Consider the following 16,836-nt stretch of genomic DNA (forward strand, 5'->3'; position numbering starts at 1 on the left):
GCGCCGCAGAGCGCCTCCTGCTTCTCACCTGTTTCGAGCCTGACCCGACCTGTCCTGGCGAGCACCACGCGGTGCTGGCTCAGGGGCTTGTCCCTGGCGCAGATGTGCAGGGTGCCGCCTGCCACGCCGTCGTTGGTCGGCGCACCGATCGATGAGAACCGGACGAAACTTCTTACGTGCTGATTGCCGACAATCGGTCCGGCGCTGCTGTCCTGTCGTTCGATCAGGGTTGGATTGTTCTCGTCTTCGGGCCCCTGGCCGCTCAGGTCGAGAATGATGCGCCAGCCCTGGCTCCAGTCATCGTTCAGTGCGTGGATGACCACGGCCTGGTTGCGCAGGATCGCCTCGGTGCGGGCCGTTTGCAGGCCGAGGGCGAGCTGTTCGGCGGACAGTTGACGACGTTGTGAGGCGAGCCATTCGCCGAATGACGGCCCCGCCAGCCTTGCCAGGAGGGCGATAACCACCAGTACGGCCAATAGCTCCACCAGGCTCAAGCCCCGTTGATGCATGAACTCTCCCTCCTTGGAGAGGCCGGGGTGACAGACTTCGCGTTGATCCCGAGAAAACAACCGTACGTCCCGGCGACGAATGTTCCAGGTTGTAGAGCCAGTTATAGTCCAGGTACTCGAGAGGTACGCCATGGACAGTGGTAATAAGGGATTTACGCTGGTCGAGCTGATGGTAGCTGTTGTGGTCTTCGCGATTCTCGCGGCGATTGCGTTGCCATCCTATAAGAGCTCCGTCGACCGATCCAAGGCCGATACCGAGGTCAACGATCTGATGCGGGGGCTCAGTTATGCGCGCCTGGAGGCGATCGACCGGGGGATCAGCACGCGTATCCGCCCCAGGGTACTCAACAGCGCGTGGACCAGCGAACTGGTGGTGATGTCGGTGGCTGATGATGCGGCAGGCCGTACCAACTATTACCAGGTGATTCCGCTGATGAGCAGTGGGGCTACGCTGAACGTGACGGCCGGGATCAGCAGCCTGGATTTCAACAACCTGGGCGGGGTGTCCGCAGCCGCGACCTTTGTCTACACCCTCGGCGCACAGACCCGAACCGTGAATGTCTGCCTGAACGGCAAGATCGTCCTGGGGAGTTGCTGATGCCAGGAACCATTGGTGCAAGGCAGGCTGGCCTGACCCTGATCGAGGTCATGGTGTCGCTGCTGATTCTCGCCGTCGGCCTGCTGGGCGCGGCGGCCATCCAGCTCAACGCGCTGAAGTACACCGACAGCTCGATGATGACCAGCCAGGCCAGTTTCATCGCCTATGACATGCTCGACCGTATCCGCGCGAATCCCGACGCGAACTACGCCGTGAGCAACCTGCAGGGCATCACGGCAACGGCGGGTTCCACCGCGGCCCGGGATGCCGACCTCTACGATTTCAAGAACAACATCAACAACTTTGCCGCGACGGATGGCAGTGGCAGCATTGCGGTCAACAACCGGGTAGTGACCATCACCATTGGCTGGGGCGACAAGCGCGCCGATGATGCGACGACGGCGAATGCGCCGACCCGCACCTTTGTCCTGACCAGCCGGGTGGCCACCGACCCCGTGGTGACGCCATGAAAAGGCTGCCCAGGGGCTTTGGCCTGGTCGAGCTGATGATCGCCCTCGTTCTCGGCCTGGTGATCGTGGCAGGCATCACCCAGATATTCCTCTCCGCCAGGAACACCTACGCCAGCCAGAACGCGGCAGCCGGGATGCAGGAGGATGCGCGTTTCATCCTGAGCAAGATGATTCAGGAAATCCGCATGGTCGGGATGTTCGGCTGCCTCACCACCGCGGCGATCGTCGATGGGAGCAACCCCGCCACCTTTGCCACGAATGCCGCTACCCCGATCTCCTGGAACAATGCCAACAAGTCGCTGGTTCTGGTAACGGCTGATATTGGCACCGGGGGCGGCGTACCCACCTGGACGATCACGTCCGATTGTCGCACCACCGCCACGGCCTACACCGGAGCAGCGGTGGCACCCAGTGGGCAGCAGGCGTTCCCCATTCGTAAACTGACCTACACCTATGCCGGCAACCAGCTATTGCTGCTGGCAGGGACGGGGGCCGGCACGGGGGCGGCGTTGGTCAACAATGTCGCGGCCTTCGACGTGAAGTTCGGTGTGGCCGCCAATGCCACCGACACCGCCGTGCTCAATTACAACAGCAACCCCAGCGATCCGGCCACCATCCGCAGCGTTCGGCTGAGCATCACCCTCTCCGACCCGAGCAATCGGGTCAGAAACCAGACCTTCACGGCGGTGGCCGCCTTGCGAAACCGGCTTCAGTAGGTGCGAGCATGAATCTCTCACGGCAAGACCCAACCCATAGATGCCGCGGACAGCAGGGCGGCATGGCGTTGCTGGTCAGCCTGGTGTTTCTCCTGCTGTTGACCCTGATCGGCATTTCCTCCATGCAAAGTGCGACGTTGCAGGAAAAAATGGCCGGTAGCGTGACCCTGCGCAACACCTCCTTCCAGACCGCCGAGGCCGTCCTGCGGATGGGCGAGAATGCGGTTCAGCAGAGCAATTACTCGCTGGCGGTCTGCACCACGGTCGTCCGCTGTGCGCCACCCCCCGAGTCCGCGACCCTGGTGGCGGCGCAGACGGACCCCACATCGGGGGTGATCTGGGTGGCGGCGGGCAGCGGCTTCTATGGGGTACAGAACATCGGAACCTCGATGACGGCGGTCGGCCTGCCGAGCAACACTTCCGCGACCCTGTATCGCATCACCGCAGTCGCCATTTCGGGCAATTCGCGTACGGTTCTGGAGAGCATCTATGCCAAGTACTAGACCTCGCGACAGTTGGGCCCGGCGTTGCCTGAGAGTGGCGGCGGGGGCCTTGCTGGGGCTGTATCTCGGTGCGCCGGCCTACGCCTTTACCCCCGCGGACGCTCCTCTGCTGAGCGCGGCAGCCGTTGCTCCCAACGTCATGTTGCTGGTCGACGACTCCGGCAGTATGAACAGCATCATCTGGGCGACCGACTTCGACCCCAATGCGAACTGGGGGAGTGTCGCGAACTGCAACTCGGACTTCCTGTGTCTTGGCGCGCAAACGCTGGACGCTGACGATACCAATATCTTCGTTGGCAACCTCTATCGGGGCGGCTGCTCCCTGAGCGGCAACTGGTATGGCTTCTACAGGGGGCTGCTGCAGTCGCCCATCTGCCTGCGCCTGCCTGATCCTGTGGGGGGCGGCAATACCCGCTATTCGACGGCCTACCTGGCCTATCTGCTGAGGAAGGCCAACGGGGTGAACACCGACTTCACCACCGGTACGCTGGTACCCAACGACTATCGCATCAACGTCGCGCGGGAGGTCTCCAAGACCCTGGTGACGCAGAACCGTTCGCTGCGCATCGGCCTGGCGACCTTCAATCCACCGTCCTTCGGCGATCCCGGTCCTGGCGGCTATATCGTCCGTTCGGTCGCTGATCTGTCACCCGTCAGTGGCTCGGTGACCCAGACCCAGGCGAACACCAACTACAACTCGTTGATCAGCTCCATCAATGGCCTGAGCGCGATTGCCAACACGCCGCTGGCGGAAACCTACTACGAGATCACTCGCTACTTTCGTGGCATGGCGCCTTACTACAACGCCTCGCCGAGCACCTACACCAGCCCTATCCAGTACCGCTGCCAGAAGAACTACGGCGTGGTGATAACCGACGGGTTGCCGACCTACGACCGGACGTTTCCGTCGAATGATCCCCTGGCCCAGGGGACGAACAGGTTGCCCAACTGGGACGGGAAAAACAACGATGGTGACAACCCCACGGGCGGGGATGGCGAGGGCGACAGCCTGTACCTCGATGATATTGCCAAGTTTGCCTATGACATCGACATGCGTTCATCCGGAACCGATGCCGCGGGCAAGAGCTGGGACAGCGCCGATTTTCCGAAACAGAACATGAGCACCTACACGGTAGGATTCACGGCGTCCAACCAGATGCTCTCCGATGCCGCCAACTATGGGCAGGGCAGGTACTACCAGGCGATCGACAGCGCCGGTTTGAGCACCGCGCTGTCCGCAGCCTTCAGCGACATCACCTCCAAGGCCGGCTCCGGCGGTGGTGGTTCGGCCATTGCCGGTACCGCTTCCACGAGCGCCAGTTACTTCCAGACCGGCTACGACCCGGCGGATTGGCGCGGTACGATCAAGTCGTACGGTTTCAACAGCAATGGCACGGTCAATACCGCCTTGCTGAACTGGAGCACCGACACCACCATCAGGACCAGCTCCACCGCGCCCCTGTATCAGTCATGGAATACCACGAGCAATGCGGTGGTTGCCCTGGCGTTCAACAACTTTTCCACGACGCAACGCGCTGCGCTCAACCAGGGCCTGCCGACCGGGATCGTCGGCAACGACCTGGTGGAATGGAGCAAGGGCACCAACAAGACCGGGCTGAAGACACGTACGAGGCTGCTCGGCGATATCATCAACTCGCCCCTGGTGGTGGCCTCGCCCACGGAGCAGACCGCTTCCGACCTGGTGGGCGACAGCAGCTACAGCGCCTACCTGAGCACCAAGGCCAGCGGGATGAACAGCAACCTGGTGGTCAATGGCAACGATGGCTTCATGAGCGTGATCAATTCGAGCAGCGGTGCCCGGGTGTACGCCTACATGCCCAGCAGTGTGCTGCCATCGCTGCATTTCATTGCCGACCCGGCCTACATCAACGGCACCAGCCACAAATTCCTCAATGACGGTCAGGTCGGCGTATTCGATGCGCAGTTCAACAACAACGCCTGGAAGACCGTGGCGCTGGGTGGGGTGGGGGCAGGTGGCAAGGCATTCTTTGCCGTGCAGTTGTTCGATGCCACGCTGGGCAACGCCTACAACGCCCTTTGGGAATTGCGCGCCCCCGATACGGCGGATACCAGCAACCCGTTGAACGATATCGGCTACGCCTACGCCAAGCCCGAAGTCGCCCGATTGCCCGATGGCCGCTGGGCGGCGTTCATCGCCAACGGCTATGGCAGCAACTCCGGTGTCGCGGCGTTGTACATCGTCGATATCCGCGACGGTTCGCTGATCAGGAAAATCGTGGTCGACAGCAGCGAAACCACCAATGGCCTGTCCTCGGTGAAGCTGAAAGTGAATGCCCAGAATGTGGTCCAGGCCGCGTATGGCGGTGATCTCAAGGGGCGTATGTGGAAGTTCGACCTGAGTTCCACCGCGATCAATAGCTGGGGGCTGGCCTTTGCTGGCTCGCCGCTGTTTACCGCGCCCGGTGGCGCCACCCAGCCGATCACCGCGCAGCCGCTGCTGGTCGACCATCCGCTCAACGGCAAGATGGTGTTTTTCGGTACCGGGAAGTTCAATGAGACCGCAGACAAGTTGAGCAAGGACCTGCAGGCTTTCTACGGGATATGGGATGCCGATGGCGGGGCGGGCAGGATTACCGTCAGCAGCCTGGTGGCCCAGTCGATTACCGGGGTATTCACCTCCAATGGCACCCAGTTCATCACCACCAGCGAGAACCCGGTGGTTTATCCGGCACAGAGCGGCTGGTACCTGCCGCTGATCTACAACAATGTGGCCACCGGCGAGCGGGTGATCTATCCGGCGCGTACGACCCTGGGGCGAGTCGTCTTCACCACCGCCGCCGTCGATACCACCGATCCCTGTGCCAGCTTCGGTACCGGTCGGGTGGTGGAGCTCGATGCGTTCACCGGGAAAATGCTCAGCTACGCGGTGCTCGACACCAATGGCGACGGGGTCGTCAACAGCAGCGACCTGCGTTCGAGCGGGTTCAACTTTTCCTCCATCCCGAATCTGACCGGCATCATGGGGGGCAGTGGGGCCCAGACCAAAATCTTCAGTGACTCCAGCGGCGGCACCACCTCCATGGCGGAAAAGGGCGGTGGCGGCAGTCGACGGATCATGTGGCGACAAATCCAATAGGGAAGAGCGTGTATGAAGCAGGCAGCCAAAGGCTTCACCTTGATCGAACTCATGATTGTCGTGGCCATTGTCGGTATCCTTGCGGCGGTGGCGTATCCCAGTTACATCGAGTACTCCAAGCGTACCCACCGTACGGAGATTGCCGGACTGCTCTCGGAGCAGGCGCAGAATCTGGAGCGTTACTATTCGAGGAACGGTTTTTATACGAATGCCGTAGTCTCCACCGGGAACAGCTACTACTCGATTGCGTCTACCTTGAACGCCCAGGATTTCACCCTGACGGCGACGGCGTCGGCAGGTTCGATGATGGTGGGTGACAAGTGTGGCGGCTTCACGATTACCCAGACGGGGGCACGTAGCAACCCGGGCGCCAGCTCAGGTGTGACGACAAAGGACTGTTGGGGGCGCTGATTGTTTTTCAGGGGGCGACTGGGCGCGCTCCCCACAGGTTTGGATCAAGAGATGAGCAGGCAGCAGCAAGTGATAATCGTGGGGGGCGGGGTGATCGGCTTGTTGACCGCCTTCAATCTGGCGGCGAGTGTCGATCGGGTGGTGCTGCTCGATCGCGCAGGCCTGGGCCAGGAGTCTTCCTGGGCCGGCGGTGGGATCGTCTCGCCGTTGTACCCGTGGCGCTACAGTGCGGCCGTCACGGCCCTGGCCCATTGGTCGCAGGATTTTTATCCACAGCTGGGCGAGCGGTTGTTCGCCAGTACCGGGGTCGACCCGCAGGTCCATGTCACCGGCCTTTACTGGCTGGACCTCGATGATGAGGCCGAAGCCCTGGCCTGGGCCGAGCGTGAGCAACGTCCATTGAGCCGCGTCGACATCTCGGCGGTTCGCGATGCGGTACCGGTGATGGGGGAGGGCTACTCCCGGGCGATCCATATGGCCCATGTCGCCAACGTGCGTAACCCGCGGCTGGTGAAGTCGCTCAAGGCGGCCTTGCAGGCGTTGCCCAACGTCACGATCCATGAGCATTGCGAAGCCCGCGACTTCATTCGCGACGGCGAGAAAGTGATCGGCGTGCACACGTCGCTGGGTGAGCTGCATGCCGAGCAGGTGGTCCTGGCCGCCGGTGCCTGGAGTGGCGAGCTGTTGAAGAACCTGGGGCTGGAACTGCCGGTCGAGCCGGTCAAGGGCCAGATGATCCTCTACAAGTGTGCCGCGGACTTCCTGCCCAGCATGATCCTGGCCAAGGGGCGTTATGCGATCCCGCGGCGTGACGGGCATATTCTGATCGGCAGCACCCTGGAGCACGAAGGGTTCGACAAGACGCCGACCTTGTCCGCGCTGGACAGCCTGAAGGCGTCGGCGGTGGAGTTGATTCCGGCGCTGGCGGGTATGGAGCCGGTTGCCCACTGGGCCGGGTTGCGGCCAGGGTCGCCGGAGGGCATTCCCTTTATCGGGCCGGTGCCCGGTTTCGAGGGGCTCTGGCTCAACTGTGGGCACTATCGCAATGGCCTGGTGTTGGCGCCGGCGTCCTGTCAGCTGTTTGCCGACCTGCTGCTGGGGCGCGAGCCGATCATTGATCCGGCGCCATATGCCCCTGCGGAGCGCCTTCTGTAGGGATCGGGACGCCGGCCCGCCGCGAATGGGCGAGGCGTCAGTCCAGCCCCAGTTTCTTCAGGCGATAGCGCATCGAACGAAATGAGAGGCTCAGGCGCTGGGCCGCCGCCGTGCGGTTCCAGCGGGTCTCCTCCAGGGCCTGGAGGATCAGCTTGCGCTCGACGCTCTCCAGGTAGTCCTCAAGGTTGTCGATCTGCGCCAGGCTCGGTTCGCCGGCCTCGGCCGTGTTGCCTGGGGATTCCGCCAGGCGCAGGTCGCTGGCTTCGATCTGGTCGTTTTCGCAGAGGGTGTAGGCCCGTTCGAGCATGTTCTCCAGTTCCCGCACGTTGCCGGGGAAGCGGTAGCCCTTGAGCGTTTCCAGCGCCTGCGGGTGCAGCCTGGCGGCCGGCTGGCCGCTGCCGGAGGCCAGGCGCTGGAGCACATTGGCCGCCAGTGGCTCGATATCGTCCCGGCGCTCACGCAGGGCCGGGACGCGCAGTTCGATGACATTCAGTCGGTAGTACAGATCCTGGCGAAAGCGCTCGGCAGCGACTTCGGCGTTCAGGTCCTTGTGGGTGGCGCAGAGGATGCGCACATCAACCACTTCCTCCTGCTGCCCGCCGATGCTGCGTACGGCCTTCTCCTGGATCGCCCGCAGCAGCTTGACCTGCATGGCCAGCGGCAGGTCCGCCACCTCGTCGAGGAACAGCGTGCCGCCGTTGGCCGCCTGGAACAGTCCGGGTTTGTCCTCGACCGCACCGCTGAAGCTGCCCTTGCGGTGACCGAAGAATTCGCTTTCCATCAGTTCCGACGGAATCGCCCCGCAGTTGACCGGCACGAACGGTCGTTCGGCACGCGGGCCCTGCTCGTGGATCAGGCGCGCCACCAGTTCCTTGCCGCTGCCTGATTCGCCGCTGATGTACACCGGCGCCTGGCTGCGGGCCAGCTTGTCGATCTGCTTGCGCAGGGCACGCATGGGCAGCGAGTCGCCCAGAAGACGGGTGTCGATGGTCGTCGGCTTTTGCCCGGCCATCGGCAGCCGCAGGGCACTGGCCACCAGTTCCCGCAGGCGGGCCAGGTCCACCGGCTTGGTGAGGAAGTCGAAGGCGCCGGACTTGAGTGCGTTGATGGCGGTATCGAGGTTGCCGTAGGCGGTGATCATCGCCACCGGCACCTGGGGGTGGCGCTGCTGGATGTGCTGTACCAGTTCCAGGCCGGTGCCATCCGGCAGGCGCATGTCCGTCAGGCACAGGTCGAAGTGGTCCCGGGCGAGTTTTTCCCGGGCCTCGCCGACATTGCGGGCGCTCTGGGTGTCGAGTTTCATCCGGCCCAGAGTGATTTCCAGGAGTTCGCGGATATCCGGCTCATCATCGACGATCAGGACCTTTTGCCGTGGGCTCATGCTCAACTCTGTTTAAGTACGTGTGCGAAGGTGATGCGAAAGCAACTGCCGCCTTCGTGCCTTGAATAGTCTAGGCGGGCCTGGTTGCTTTCGCATAACTCGCGGGACAGGTACAGGCCCAGGCCCGTGCCCTGGCTTTCGGTGGTGAAGAAGGGTTCGAACAGGTGCTGCAACTGCTCCGGAGCGACACCGGGGCCGTTGTCGCGGACCTCGAGCGTCGGCAGGTCGTTCCTGCGCTCGCGCGACAGGGTCAGCCAGACTTCGGCCTGGTCATGCAACTGCGCGCTGTAGCGCAGGCCGTTCTCCAGCAGGTTGTTCAGCACCTGGGTCATTTGCTGCGGGTCGGCGTGGGTCTTCAGCCAATCGTTCTCGATCCGCAGGTGCAGTTGCTGGCCCGGGCCGGCTCTTTCGCGCCAGTCGCTGACAAAGGCCTGCAGCCAGGGGCTCAGGTCGAGCAGTTGTGGCTCGGCCTGGCGTCGCCGCGACAGTTGCAGGACGTTCTCGATCACCAGATTCATGCGCTTGGACTGGTCCTGGATTATTTGCGTGAGACGCCGGTCGGGACCTTGCAGTTCCTCCGATTCCTGCAGCAACTGGGCCGCGTGGCTGATGGCGCCCAGTGGGTTGCGGATTTCGTGGGCGATCCCGGCGGTCAGTCGGCCCAGGGCGGCGAGTTTGAGCTGTTGGGCCTGTTGGGCGATTTTCGACAGGTCTTCGAGGAAGATCAGCGTCTGGCGCTGCTCGCCCCGCTGCAGGGCGATGAAGCTGGGCTGCAGGACCACGTCACTGCCCTCGACCTTGAGGCTTTGCGGGCGCAATGTCGGGTTGCTTTGCCACAGGCGCAGGCGGGCGATCAGCTCCGGCGAGTAGGGGTCGATCACTCGCCCGAGCAGATGCTCCTGGCCCAGCAGCGCCAGCCCGCTCTGGTTGACCAGTTGCACGCGATGTTCGGCGTCGAGCACCAGGATGCCGGTGTGCATGCGTTGCAGGATCAGGGCGTTGAGCTCTTCGAGCTTGGTCACGTCGCTGGCACGTTGTTCGGCCAGGGTTTCGCTGACGTTCAGCAGGCGGGTCAGCCCCTGGACGAGGAAGGACGCGGCGAAGCACAGCACGCCCAGCAGCCCGGCCTGCACATAGTAGTTGGCCGCCGCCGGGAGGCTGAAGCTCAGGTAGAAGGTCAGGTAGATGATGCCGCTGGCTGAAATGGCCGCGATCAGCAACCCTATGCGGCCGCGCAGCAGCACGTTGCTGATGGCGACCGAGGCGATCAGCAGGTTGCCCAGACCACTCGGCGGGCCACCTGCGGCATAGAACAGGCCCGACAGCATCACCGCGTCGGCCAGTGCCAGGCTGAAGACCTGGGCCTGGCGCCTGGGGTTTTCCAGCAGCACCACCACCAGGATGTTCAGGATCAGGTAGATCCAACTGCCGGTGCGAAACAGTTCGCCGTCGGTCAGTTCCAGCAGCTTGTCGTCCATCCTGCTGGAAATCAGCAGGACCAGGGCGATGCCGATGCTCAAGCGGTAGAGGTTGTAGAGCCTGAGCAGGCGCTGCGCCTGGGCTCCGCCGAGACTGAAGGTCTCAGCGGTCACGAGGGCCCGGACCTTGCTCGAGGTGAGCCTGGCTGCAATACCACTGTTGCTGCTGGCTCAGAGCGTGGTCGCGGGGCAGGTGCACGCCACAATGGGCACAGCGCACCATGGGTGCAGCGTTGGGTTCGTCGGCGGGGCGGCTGGCGGTTGCGGCCCGTTTGAATTTGCGCCAGAACCATACGGCAGCAGCGATCAGAGCGATCCAGAACAGTAGACGAACCATGGCAACCAGCTTTTCGGCGAATGATCCGGCAGTTTAGCCAAGCTCATGGCATGAGCCCAGTGCAATCGCGGCTGCCTGGGCTGAAGGCAAAAAAAAGAGCCTCGAAAGGCTCTTTTTCCGGCAGGCAACCCTGGCTCAGTCGAACAGGCCGAAGGTCATGTAGCTGAACCACGAACGGTCGCTGTTGTTGCCTTCGGCCTCATGCTGCTCTTCCTGGGCGGCATCGCTTTCGGTCGGCTTCAGGTCGGCCGGGATCGCGTCCTTGGCGTCCTGGAACTGTTTCATCACGTCCTGGTTGGCGCGGGTTTCTCCCGGAGGCAGCGGAGGACGCGACTCGATCAGACCGAGGGTGGCCTTGCTCAGCCAGGAGCGGTTGTCCGCCTCGGCAACGCTTGGCACGAACTGGCCGTCGACCAGGCTCGGGTGGTTCGGGTAGTTGGCCTTCAGCACTTCCAGGCTGCTGGCCGCCAGTTCGTCCAGGTGCAGGCGCTGGTAGGCCTCGACCATCACCGCCAGGCCGTCGCCGACCGAAGGGGTTTCCTGGAAATTTTCCACCACATAGCGACCGCGGTTGGCGGCGGCGACGTAGGCCTGACGGGTCAGGTAGTAGTCGGCCACGTGGATTTCGTAGGCCGCCAGCAGGTTGCGCAGGTAGATCATGCGCTGCTTGGCGTCCGGCGCGTAGCGGCTGTTGGGGTAGCGGCTGGTCAGTTGGGCGAACTCGTTGTAGGAGTCGCGGGCGGCACCCGGGTCACGCTTGGTCATGTCCAGCGGCAGGAACCGCGCCAGCAGGCCGACGTCCTGGTCGAACGAGGTCAGGCCCTTGAGGTAGTAGGCGTAATCCACGTTCGGGTGCTGCGGGTGCAGGCGGATGAAACGCTCGGCGGCGGACTTGGCGGCTTCCGGCTCGGAGTTCTTGTAGTTGGCGTAGATCAGTTCGAGCTGTGCCTGGTCGGCATAGCGCCCGAACGGATAACGCGACTCCAGGGCCTTGAGCTTGGCGGTGGCGGCGGTGTAGCTGTTGTTGTCCAGGTCGGCCTGTGCCTGCTGGTACAGCTCGACTTCGCTCAGGTTTTCGTCGACGACTTCCTTCGATGAGCAAGCAGCGGTCAGTGCGAGGATGGCGATCAGCAGCAGGTGTTTCACTTGCATGGCGGCTTGCGTCCCTATGACGGCCGCTGTCTTGGGCGGAGCCGTCCTGTTATGATGAACGCCCCGTTGAAAGCCTCGGGGCAAAAGACGCCGTATTTAACCACAAGCGCGCAGCCGAAACCAAAGGCTGTGCCGACGCCCAGTCCGAGCATGTCCGATAAAATTGAACTTCGCGCAGAGGTGCCGTCCGAGCTGGGCGGTCAACGCCTCGATCAAGTCGCCGCACAACTGTTTTCCGAGCATTCGCGCTCGCGCCTTTCCACCTGGATCAAGGACGGCCGCCTGACGGTGGATGGTGCGGTGATCCGCCCGCGCGATATCGTCCACGGCGGCTCCGTTCTCGAACTGACCGCCGAACAGGAAGCCCAGGGCGAGTGGGTGGCCCAGGACATCGAGCTCGATATCGTCTACGAAGATGACGATATCCTGGTGATCAACAAGCCGGCGGGCCTGGTGGTGCACCCGGCTGCCGGGCATTCCAGCGGTACCCTGCTCAACGCCCTGCTGCACCACGTGCCGGACATCGTCAACGTGCCCCGTGCCGGTATCGTGCACCGGCTCGACAAGGACACCACCGGGCTGATGGTGGTGGCCAAGACCATCCAGGCGCAGACGCAACTGGTGGCCCAGTTGCAGAGCCGTACCGTCAGCCGCATCTATGAATGCATCGTGATCGGCGTGGTCACCGCGGGCGGCAAGATCAATGCCCCGATCGGCCGGCACGGCCAGCAGCGCCAGCGCATGGCGGTGATGGAAGGCGGCAAGCCGGCGGTCAGCCACTATCGTGTGCTCGAGCGCTTCCGCTCCCATACCCATGTGCGGGTGAAGCTGGAAACCGGTCGGACCCACCAGATCCGCGTGCACATGGCGCACATCAATTTCCCGTTGGTGGGTGACCCTGTCTACGGTGGACGTTTCCGGATTCCACCGGCAGCCAGCCCGACCATGGTCGACTCGCTGAAGAACTTCCCGCGCCAGGCACTGCACGCGCGGTTCCTGGAGCTGGAGCATCCGACCACCGGCAAGCGCATGAGCTGGGAGTCGCCGTTGCCGGACGATTTCGTCTGGCTGCTGTCGCTGCTCAAGCAGGACCGCGAGGCGTTCGTCGGGTGAGCGATTTCCTGATCCCGGACTGGCCTGCGCCGGCGCGGGTCAGGTCCTGCGTTACCACTCGGGCCGGTGGTGTCAGCCAGGCACCGTTCGACAGCCTGAACCTGGGCGATCATGTCGAGGATGACCCGGCTGCGGTCGCGGAAAACCGCCGACGCCTCAATAGCGCCTTTTCCATCCGCCCGGCCTGGCTGCGCCAGGTGCACGGCGTGGGGGTGGTCGAGGCTGATCCGCAGGTGACCGCCGAGGCCGATGGCAGTTGGACGATGACGCCCGGGGTGGCCTGCACGGCGATGACCGCCGACTGTCTGCCGGCGTTGTTCTGTGATCGTGCCGGCACCCGGGTGGCGGCGGCCCATGCCGGTTGGCGTGGCCTGGCGGCGGGCGTGCTGGAGGCGACAGTCGACCGCCTCGACGTGGCGTCCTCGGAGATTCTGGTCTGGCTCGGACCGGCCATCGGTCCCCGGGCGTTCGAAGTGGGGGCGGAAGTGCGCGAAGCCTTCATCGCCACTCATCCGGAAACCATCGAGGCCTTCGTCCCCAGCTGCAACGCCGGCCGCTTCATGGCCGACATCTATGCCCTGGCCCGCCTGCGTCTGGCGGCACGTGGGGTCACCGCCGTTTACGGTGGCGGCTTCTGTACCGTCTCCGATCCACGCTTCTATTCCTACCGGCGCAGCCCTCGCACCGGCCGTTTCGCCTCCCTGGTCTGGCTCGCCGACTAGACTGTCCTGACCTGCGTCAATCGTTCGGCGCTTGAAACTCCCAGAATCGCCCGTATCTATAAATGCATCTGGCAGGCTTCTCCATTCAGGTGTGTCCATCGCTCCGGCCTGCTCAAAAGGAAGGTGACTAATGCGTATAGACCGATTAACCAGCAAATTGCAGTTGGCTTTGTCCGATGCCCAATCCCTGGCCGTTGGCCTCGATCATCCGGCCATCGAACCGACCCACCTGTTGCAGGCATTGCTGGAACAGCAGGGTGGTTCGATCAAACCCCTGCTGATGCAGGTTGGCTTCGAGGTCAACAGCCTGCGCAAGGAATTGAGCAAGGAACTCGACAAGCTGCCGAAAATCCAGAATCCCACCGGCGACGTCAACATGTCGCAGGATCTGGCGCGCCTGTTGAACCAGGCCGACCGCCTGGCCCAGCAGAAGGGCGACCAATTCATCTCCAGCGAACTGGTGTTGCTCGCCGCCATGGACGAGAACAGCAAGCTGGGCAAGTTGCTGCTCGGCCAGGGCGTCAGCAAGAAGGCCCTGGAGAACGCGATCAACAACCTGCGCGGCGGCGCGGCCGTCAATGACGCCAACGTCGAGGAGTCGCGCCAGGCCCTGGACAAGTACACCGTCGACCTGACCAAGCGTGCCGAGGACGGCAAGCTCGACCCGGTGATCGGTCGCGACGACGAGATTCGCCGTACCATCCAGGTGCTGCAACGGCGGACCAAGAACAACCCGGTGCTGATCGGCGAGCCTGGTGTGGGCAAGACCGCCATCGCCGAGGGCCTGGCCCAGCGCATCATCAATGGTGAAGTGCCCGACGGCCTCAAGGGCAAGCGCCTGCTGTCGCTGGACATGGGCGCGCTGATAGCCGGGGCCAAGTACCGCGGTGAGTTCGAGGAGCGCCTCAAGGCACTGCTCAATGAACTGTCGAAGCAGGAAGGGCAGATCATCCTGTTCATCGACGAACTGCACACCATGGTCGGCGCCGGCAAGGGCGAGGGCTCGATGGATGCGGGCAACATGCTCAAGCCGGCCCTGGCCCGCGGTGAGCTGCATTGCGTCGGTGCGACCACCCTCAACGAGTACCGTCAATATATAGAGAAGGATGCGGCGCTCGAGCGACGCTTCCAGAAGGTGCTGGTGGACGAGCCGAGCGAGGAGGACACCATTGCCATCCTGCGCGGCCTGAAAGAGCGCTATGAAGTGCACCACAAGGTGGCGATCACCGACGGTGCGATCATCGCGGCGGCCAGGCTCAGCCATCGCTACATCACTGATCGTCAGTTGCCGGACAAGGCCATCGACCTGATCGACGAAGCGGCCAGCCGTATCCGCATGGAGATCGACTCCAAGCCGGAAGTGCTCGATCGCCTGGAGCGACGTCTGATCCAGCTCAAGGTCGAAGCTCAGGCCCTGAAGAAAGAGGACGATGAGGCGGCGATCAAGCGCCTGGAAAAACTCCAGGAGGACATCGCCCGGCTGGAGCGCGAGTACTCCGACCTGGAAGACGTCTGGGCCTCGGAGAAGGCCGAGGTGCAGGGTTCGGCGCAGATCCAGCAGAAAATCGAGCAGTCGCGCCAGGAACTGGAGGCAGCGCGCCGCAAGGGCGACCTCAATCGCATGGCCGAATTGCAGTACGGGGTGATCCCGGACCTGGAGCGCAGCCTGCAGATGGTCGACCAGCATGGTCACAGCGAGAATCAGTTGCTGCGCAGCAAGGTCACCGAGGAAGAGATCGCCGAGGTGGTATCGAAGTGGACCGGCATCCCGGTGTCGAAAATGCTCGAGGGCGAGCGTGAGAAGCTGCTGAAGATGGAGAGCCTGCTGCATCAGCGCGTCATCGGCCAGAGCGAGGCCGTGGTGGCGGTGGCCAACGCGGTACGGCGTTCCCGTGCCGGCTTGGCCGACCCGAATCGCCCGAGCGGTTCGTTCATGTTCCTCGGCCCGACCGGGGTCGGCAAGACCGAGCTGTGCAAGGCCCTGGCCGAATTCCTGTTCGACACCGAGGAAGCCATGGTGCGGATCGACATGTCCGAGTTCATGGAGAAACACTCCGTGGCTCGCCTGATCGGTGCGCCTCCGGGGTATGTCGGTTATGAAGAGGGTGGTTACCTGACCGAGGCGGTGCGCCGCAAGCCGTATTCGGTGATCCTGCTGGACGAGGTCGAGAAGGCGCATCCGGATGTGTTCAATATCCTGCTGCAGGTGCTGGAGGATGGTCGCCTGACCGACAGTCACGGTCGTACCGTGGACTTCCGCAATACCGTGGTGGTGATGACCTCCAACCTCGGCTCGACGCAGATCCAGGAACTGGTCGGTGATCGAGAGGCCCAGCGGGCGGCGGTCATGGATGCACTGGGCAGCCATTTCCGGCCGGAGTTCATCAACCGGGTCGACGAAGTGGTGATCTTCGAGCCGCTGGCGCGGGATCAGATCGCCGGTATTACCGAGATCCAGTTGGGCCGCCTGCGGGGTCGCCTGGCCGAGCGCGAGCTGACGCTGACGTTGAGTGACGAGGCGTTGGACAAGCTTATCGCCGTGGGGTACGACCCGGTGTATGGTGCGCGGCCGCTGAAGCGGGCGATCCAGCGCTGGATCGAAAACCCGCTGGCCCAGTTGATCCTGTCGGGACGTTTTGTGCCGGGGAGCAGCATCACGGGCCAGGTGGAGAACGACGAGATCGTCTTTGCCTGATTGGTGGCAGCGCCGAAAGGGAAGGGCCTCGCATCGCGAGGCCTTTTTTTTCGCCAAGGCGTTGAATTCAATGAAAAAGGCTTGTAAAGTGCGCCCCGCAACACGGTCATCCCCGGATCTCCCTGCAAAGGGAATTCCAGAAAAAAGATTGCAAATTCAGTGTCTTGAAAGCAATTTAGGGGTTGACAGAGAGTTGAAAGGTTGTAAAATGACGCGCCTCAGAGACGCAAACGCAGAAATGCGAAAGCGACGAAGAGTAGGCTTCCAGCGATGGGAGTGAAGCGTTAGAGTTGTAGCTTGAAATGTGTTGTTCCGTGATAGCTCAGTCGGTAGAGCAAATGACTGTTAATCATTGGGTCCCAGGTTCGAGTCCTGGTCACGGAGCCAATTTCAAACCGGGGTATAGCGCAGTCCGGTAGCGCGCCTGCTTTGGGAGCAGGATGTCAGGAGTTCGAATCCCCTTACCCCGACCATATTC

Annotated in this window: 14 protein-coding genes, 2 tRNA genes and 1 pseudogene; 12 read left to right on the forward strand and 5 right to left on the reverse strand. The window is 62.9% G+C overall.

Going from position 1 to position 16,836, the window contains the following annotated elements:
* Positions 1-107: 107 nt before the first annotated feature.
* Positions 108-641: pseudogene (locus PF66_RS32205) on the reverse strand (GspH/FimT family pseudopilin); the annotation flags it as partial.
* On the opposite strand from PF66_RS32205, the gene PF66_RS21555 reads away from it, so the two are divergent.
* The 7 genes from PF66_RS21555 to thiO are packed head-to-tail and all read left to right on the forward strand — an operon-like array spanning position 640 to position 7,480.
* Complete coding sequence (locus PF66_RS21555; RefSeq protein WP_054063779.1) at positions 640-1,107, forward strand: GspH/FimT family pseudopilin; 468 nt, start codon at positions 640-642, stop codon at positions 1,105-1,107. The pseudogene PF66_RS32205 and the gene PF66_RS21555 sit on opposite strands and share 2 nt — an antisense overlap.
* On the forward strand, positions 1,107-1,577 hold the full coding sequence (gene pilV / locus PF66_RS21560; RefSeq protein ID WP_054063780.1) for a type IV pilus modification protein PilV: 471 nt from the start codon (positions 1,107-1,109) through the stop codon (positions 1,575-1,577). The genes PF66_RS21555 and pilV overlap by 1 nt, the downstream gene beginning before the upstream one ends.
* Positions 1,574-2,293, forward strand: a complete 720-nt coding sequence (locus PF66_RS21565) for a PilW family protein (RefSeq protein WP_054063781.1) — start codon at positions 1,574-1,576, stop codon at positions 2,291-2,293. The genes pilV and PF66_RS21565 overlap by 4 nt, the downstream gene beginning before the upstream one ends.
* Positions 2,294-2,301: 8 nt before the next feature.
* Positions 2,302-2,796, forward strand: a complete 495-nt coding sequence (locus tag PF66_RS21570) for a pilus assembly PilX family protein (protein ID WP_241494411.1) — start codon at positions 2,302-2,304, stop codon at positions 2,794-2,796.
* The gene (locus tag PF66_RS21575; protein WP_054063782.1) at positions 2,783-5,914 is read left to right on the forward strand and encodes a pilus assembly protein; all 3,132 of its coding nucleotides are present in this window, start codon (positions 2,783-2,785) and stop codon (positions 5,912-5,914) included. Before PF66_RS21570 ends, PF66_RS21575 begins: the two co-directional genes overlap by 14 nt.
* Before the next feature lie 12 nt (positions 5,915-5,926).
* Positions 5,927-6,325 (forward strand): type IV pilin protein, encoded by a 399-nt coding sequence (locus PF66_RS21580; protein ID WP_054059027.1) that lies wholly within the window; start codon positions 5,927-5,929, stop codon positions 6,323-6,325.
* A 51-nt stretch (positions 6,326-6,376) separates the two neighbouring features.
* Positions 6,377-7,480, forward strand: coding sequence for a glycine oxidase ThiO (gene thiO / locus PF66_RS21585; protein WP_054059026.1), 1,104 nt, complete (start codon positions 6,377-6,379; stop codon positions 7,478-7,480).
* Between the two features lie 37 nt (positions 7,481-7,517).
* On the opposite strand, the gene PF66_RS21590 is transcribed toward thiO, so the two are convergent.
* The 4 genes from PF66_RS21590 to PF66_RS21600 all read right to left on the reverse strand — a co-directional run bounded on the left by PF66_RS21590 (position 7,518) and on the right by PF66_RS21600 (position 11,828).
* Positions 7,518-8,861 carry a sigma-54-dependent transcriptional regulator gene (locus PF66_RS21590; protein ID WP_054063783.1) on the reverse strand — a complete coding sequence of 448 codons (1,344 nt, stop codon included), beginning with the start codon at positions 8,859-8,861 and terminating at the stop codon, positions 7,518-7,520.
* 2 nt (positions 8,862-8,863) lie between these two features.
* Entirely contained in the window at positions 8,864-10,453 is a 1,590-nt protein-coding gene (locus PF66_RS21595) for a sensor histidine kinase (RefSeq protein ID WP_054063784.1), read from the reverse strand.
* Positions 10,443-10,676: a PP0621 family protein gene (locus PF66_RS32210; RefSeq protein ID WP_081005993.1), complete on the reverse strand. Its 234-nt coding sequence runs from the start codon at positions 10,674-10,676 to the stop codon at positions 10,443-10,445. Before PF66_RS32210 ends, PF66_RS21595 begins: the two co-directional genes overlap by 11 nt.
* Before the next feature lie 135 nt (positions 10,677-10,811).
* Positions 10,812-11,828 carry an outer membrane protein assembly factor BamD gene (locus PF66_RS21600; protein ID WP_054059023.1) on the reverse strand — a complete coding sequence of 339 codons (1,017 nt, stop codon included), beginning with the start codon at positions 11,826-11,828 and terminating at the stop codon, positions 10,812-10,814.
* Between the two features lie 150 nt (positions 11,829-11,978).
* On the opposite strand from PF66_RS21600, the gene rluD reads away from it, so the two are divergent.
* From rluD to PF66_RS21625, 5 genes are all read left to right on the forward strand, one after another.
* On the forward strand, positions 11,979-12,941 hold the full coding sequence (gene rluD / locus PF66_RS21605; RefSeq protein WP_054063785.1) for a 23S rRNA pseudouridine(1911/1915/1917) synthase RluD: 963 nt from the start codon (positions 11,979-11,981) through the stop codon (positions 12,939-12,941).
* Positions 12,938-13,663 carry a peptidoglycan editing factor PgeF gene (gene pgeF, locus PF66_RS21610; protein WP_054063786.1) on the forward strand — a complete coding sequence of 242 codons (726 nt, stop codon included), beginning with the start codon at positions 12,938-12,940 and terminating at the stop codon, positions 13,661-13,663. The genes rluD and pgeF overlap by 4 nt, the downstream gene beginning before the upstream one ends.
* Before the next feature lie 130 nt (positions 13,664-13,793).
* Entirely contained in the window at positions 13,794-16,358 is a 2,565-nt protein-coding gene (gene clpB, locus PF66_RS21615; RefSeq protein ID WP_054059021.1) for an ATP-dependent chaperone ClpB, read from the forward strand.
* A gap of 311 nt (positions 16,359-16,669) precedes the next feature.
* Positions 16,670-16,745, forward strand: a tRNA-Asn gene (locus tag PF66_RS21620).
* Between the two features lie 9 nt (positions 16,746-16,754).
* Positions 16,755-16,831 (forward strand) — tRNA-Pro (locus PF66_RS21625).
* The last annotated feature ends 5 nt before the right edge of the window (positions 16,832-16,836 follow it).

This window comes from Pseudomonas asplenii, assembly GCF_001293465.1.
GTDB lineage: Bacteria > Pseudomonadota > Gammaproteobacteria > Pseudomonadales > Pseudomonadaceae > Aquipseudomonas > Aquipseudomonas fuscovaginae_B.

Excerpts from the sequence above, each read along its gene's own strand:
- PF66_RS21555 (WP_054063779.1), top strand. The coding sequence starts at position 640 with ATGGACAGTGGTAATAAGGGATTTACGCTGGTCGAGCTGATGGTAGCT.
- pilV (WP_054063780.1), top strand. The coding sequence starts at position 1,107 with ATGCCAGGAACCATTGGTGCAAGGCAGGCTGGCCTGACCCTGATCGAG.
- PF66_RS21565 (WP_054063781.1), top strand. The coding sequence starts at position 1,574 with ATGAAAAGGCTGCCCAGGGGCTTTGGCCTGGTCGAGCTGATGATCGCC.
- PF66_RS21570 (WP_241494411.1), top strand. The coding sequence starts at position 2,302 with ATGAATCTCTCACGGCAAGACCCAACCCATAGATGCCGCGGACAGCAG.
- PF66_RS21575 (WP_054063782.1), top strand. The coding sequence starts at position 2,783 with ATGCCAAGTACTAGACCTCGCGACAGTTGGGCCCGGCGTTGCCTGAGA.
- PF66_RS21580 (WP_054059027.1), top strand. The coding sequence starts at position 5,927 with ATGAAGCAGGCAGCCAAAGGCTTCACCTTGATCGAACTCATGATTGTC.
- thiO (WP_054059026.1), top strand. The coding sequence starts at position 6,377 with ATGAGCAGGCAGCAGCAAGTGATAATCGTGGGGGGCGGGGTGATCGGC.
- PF66_RS21590 (WP_054063783.1), bottom strand. The coding sequence starts at position 8,861 with ATGAGCCCACGGCAAAAGGTCCTGATCGTCGATGATGAGCCGGATATC.
- PF66_RS32210 (WP_081005993.1), bottom strand. The coding sequence starts at position 10,676 with ATGGTTCGTCTACTGTTCTGGATCGCTCTGATCGCTGCTGCCGTATGG.
- PF66_RS21600 (WP_054059023.1), bottom strand. The coding sequence starts at position 11,828 with ATGCAAGTGAAACACCTGCTGCTGATCGCCATCCTCGCACTGACCGCT.
- rluD (WP_054063785.1), top strand. The coding sequence starts at position 11,979 with ATGTCCGATAAAATTGAACTTCGCGCAGAGGTGCCGTCCGAGCTGGGC.
- clpB (WP_054059021.1), top strand. The coding sequence starts at position 13,794 with ATGCGTATAGACCGATTAACCAGCAAATTGCAGTTGGCTTTGTCCGAT.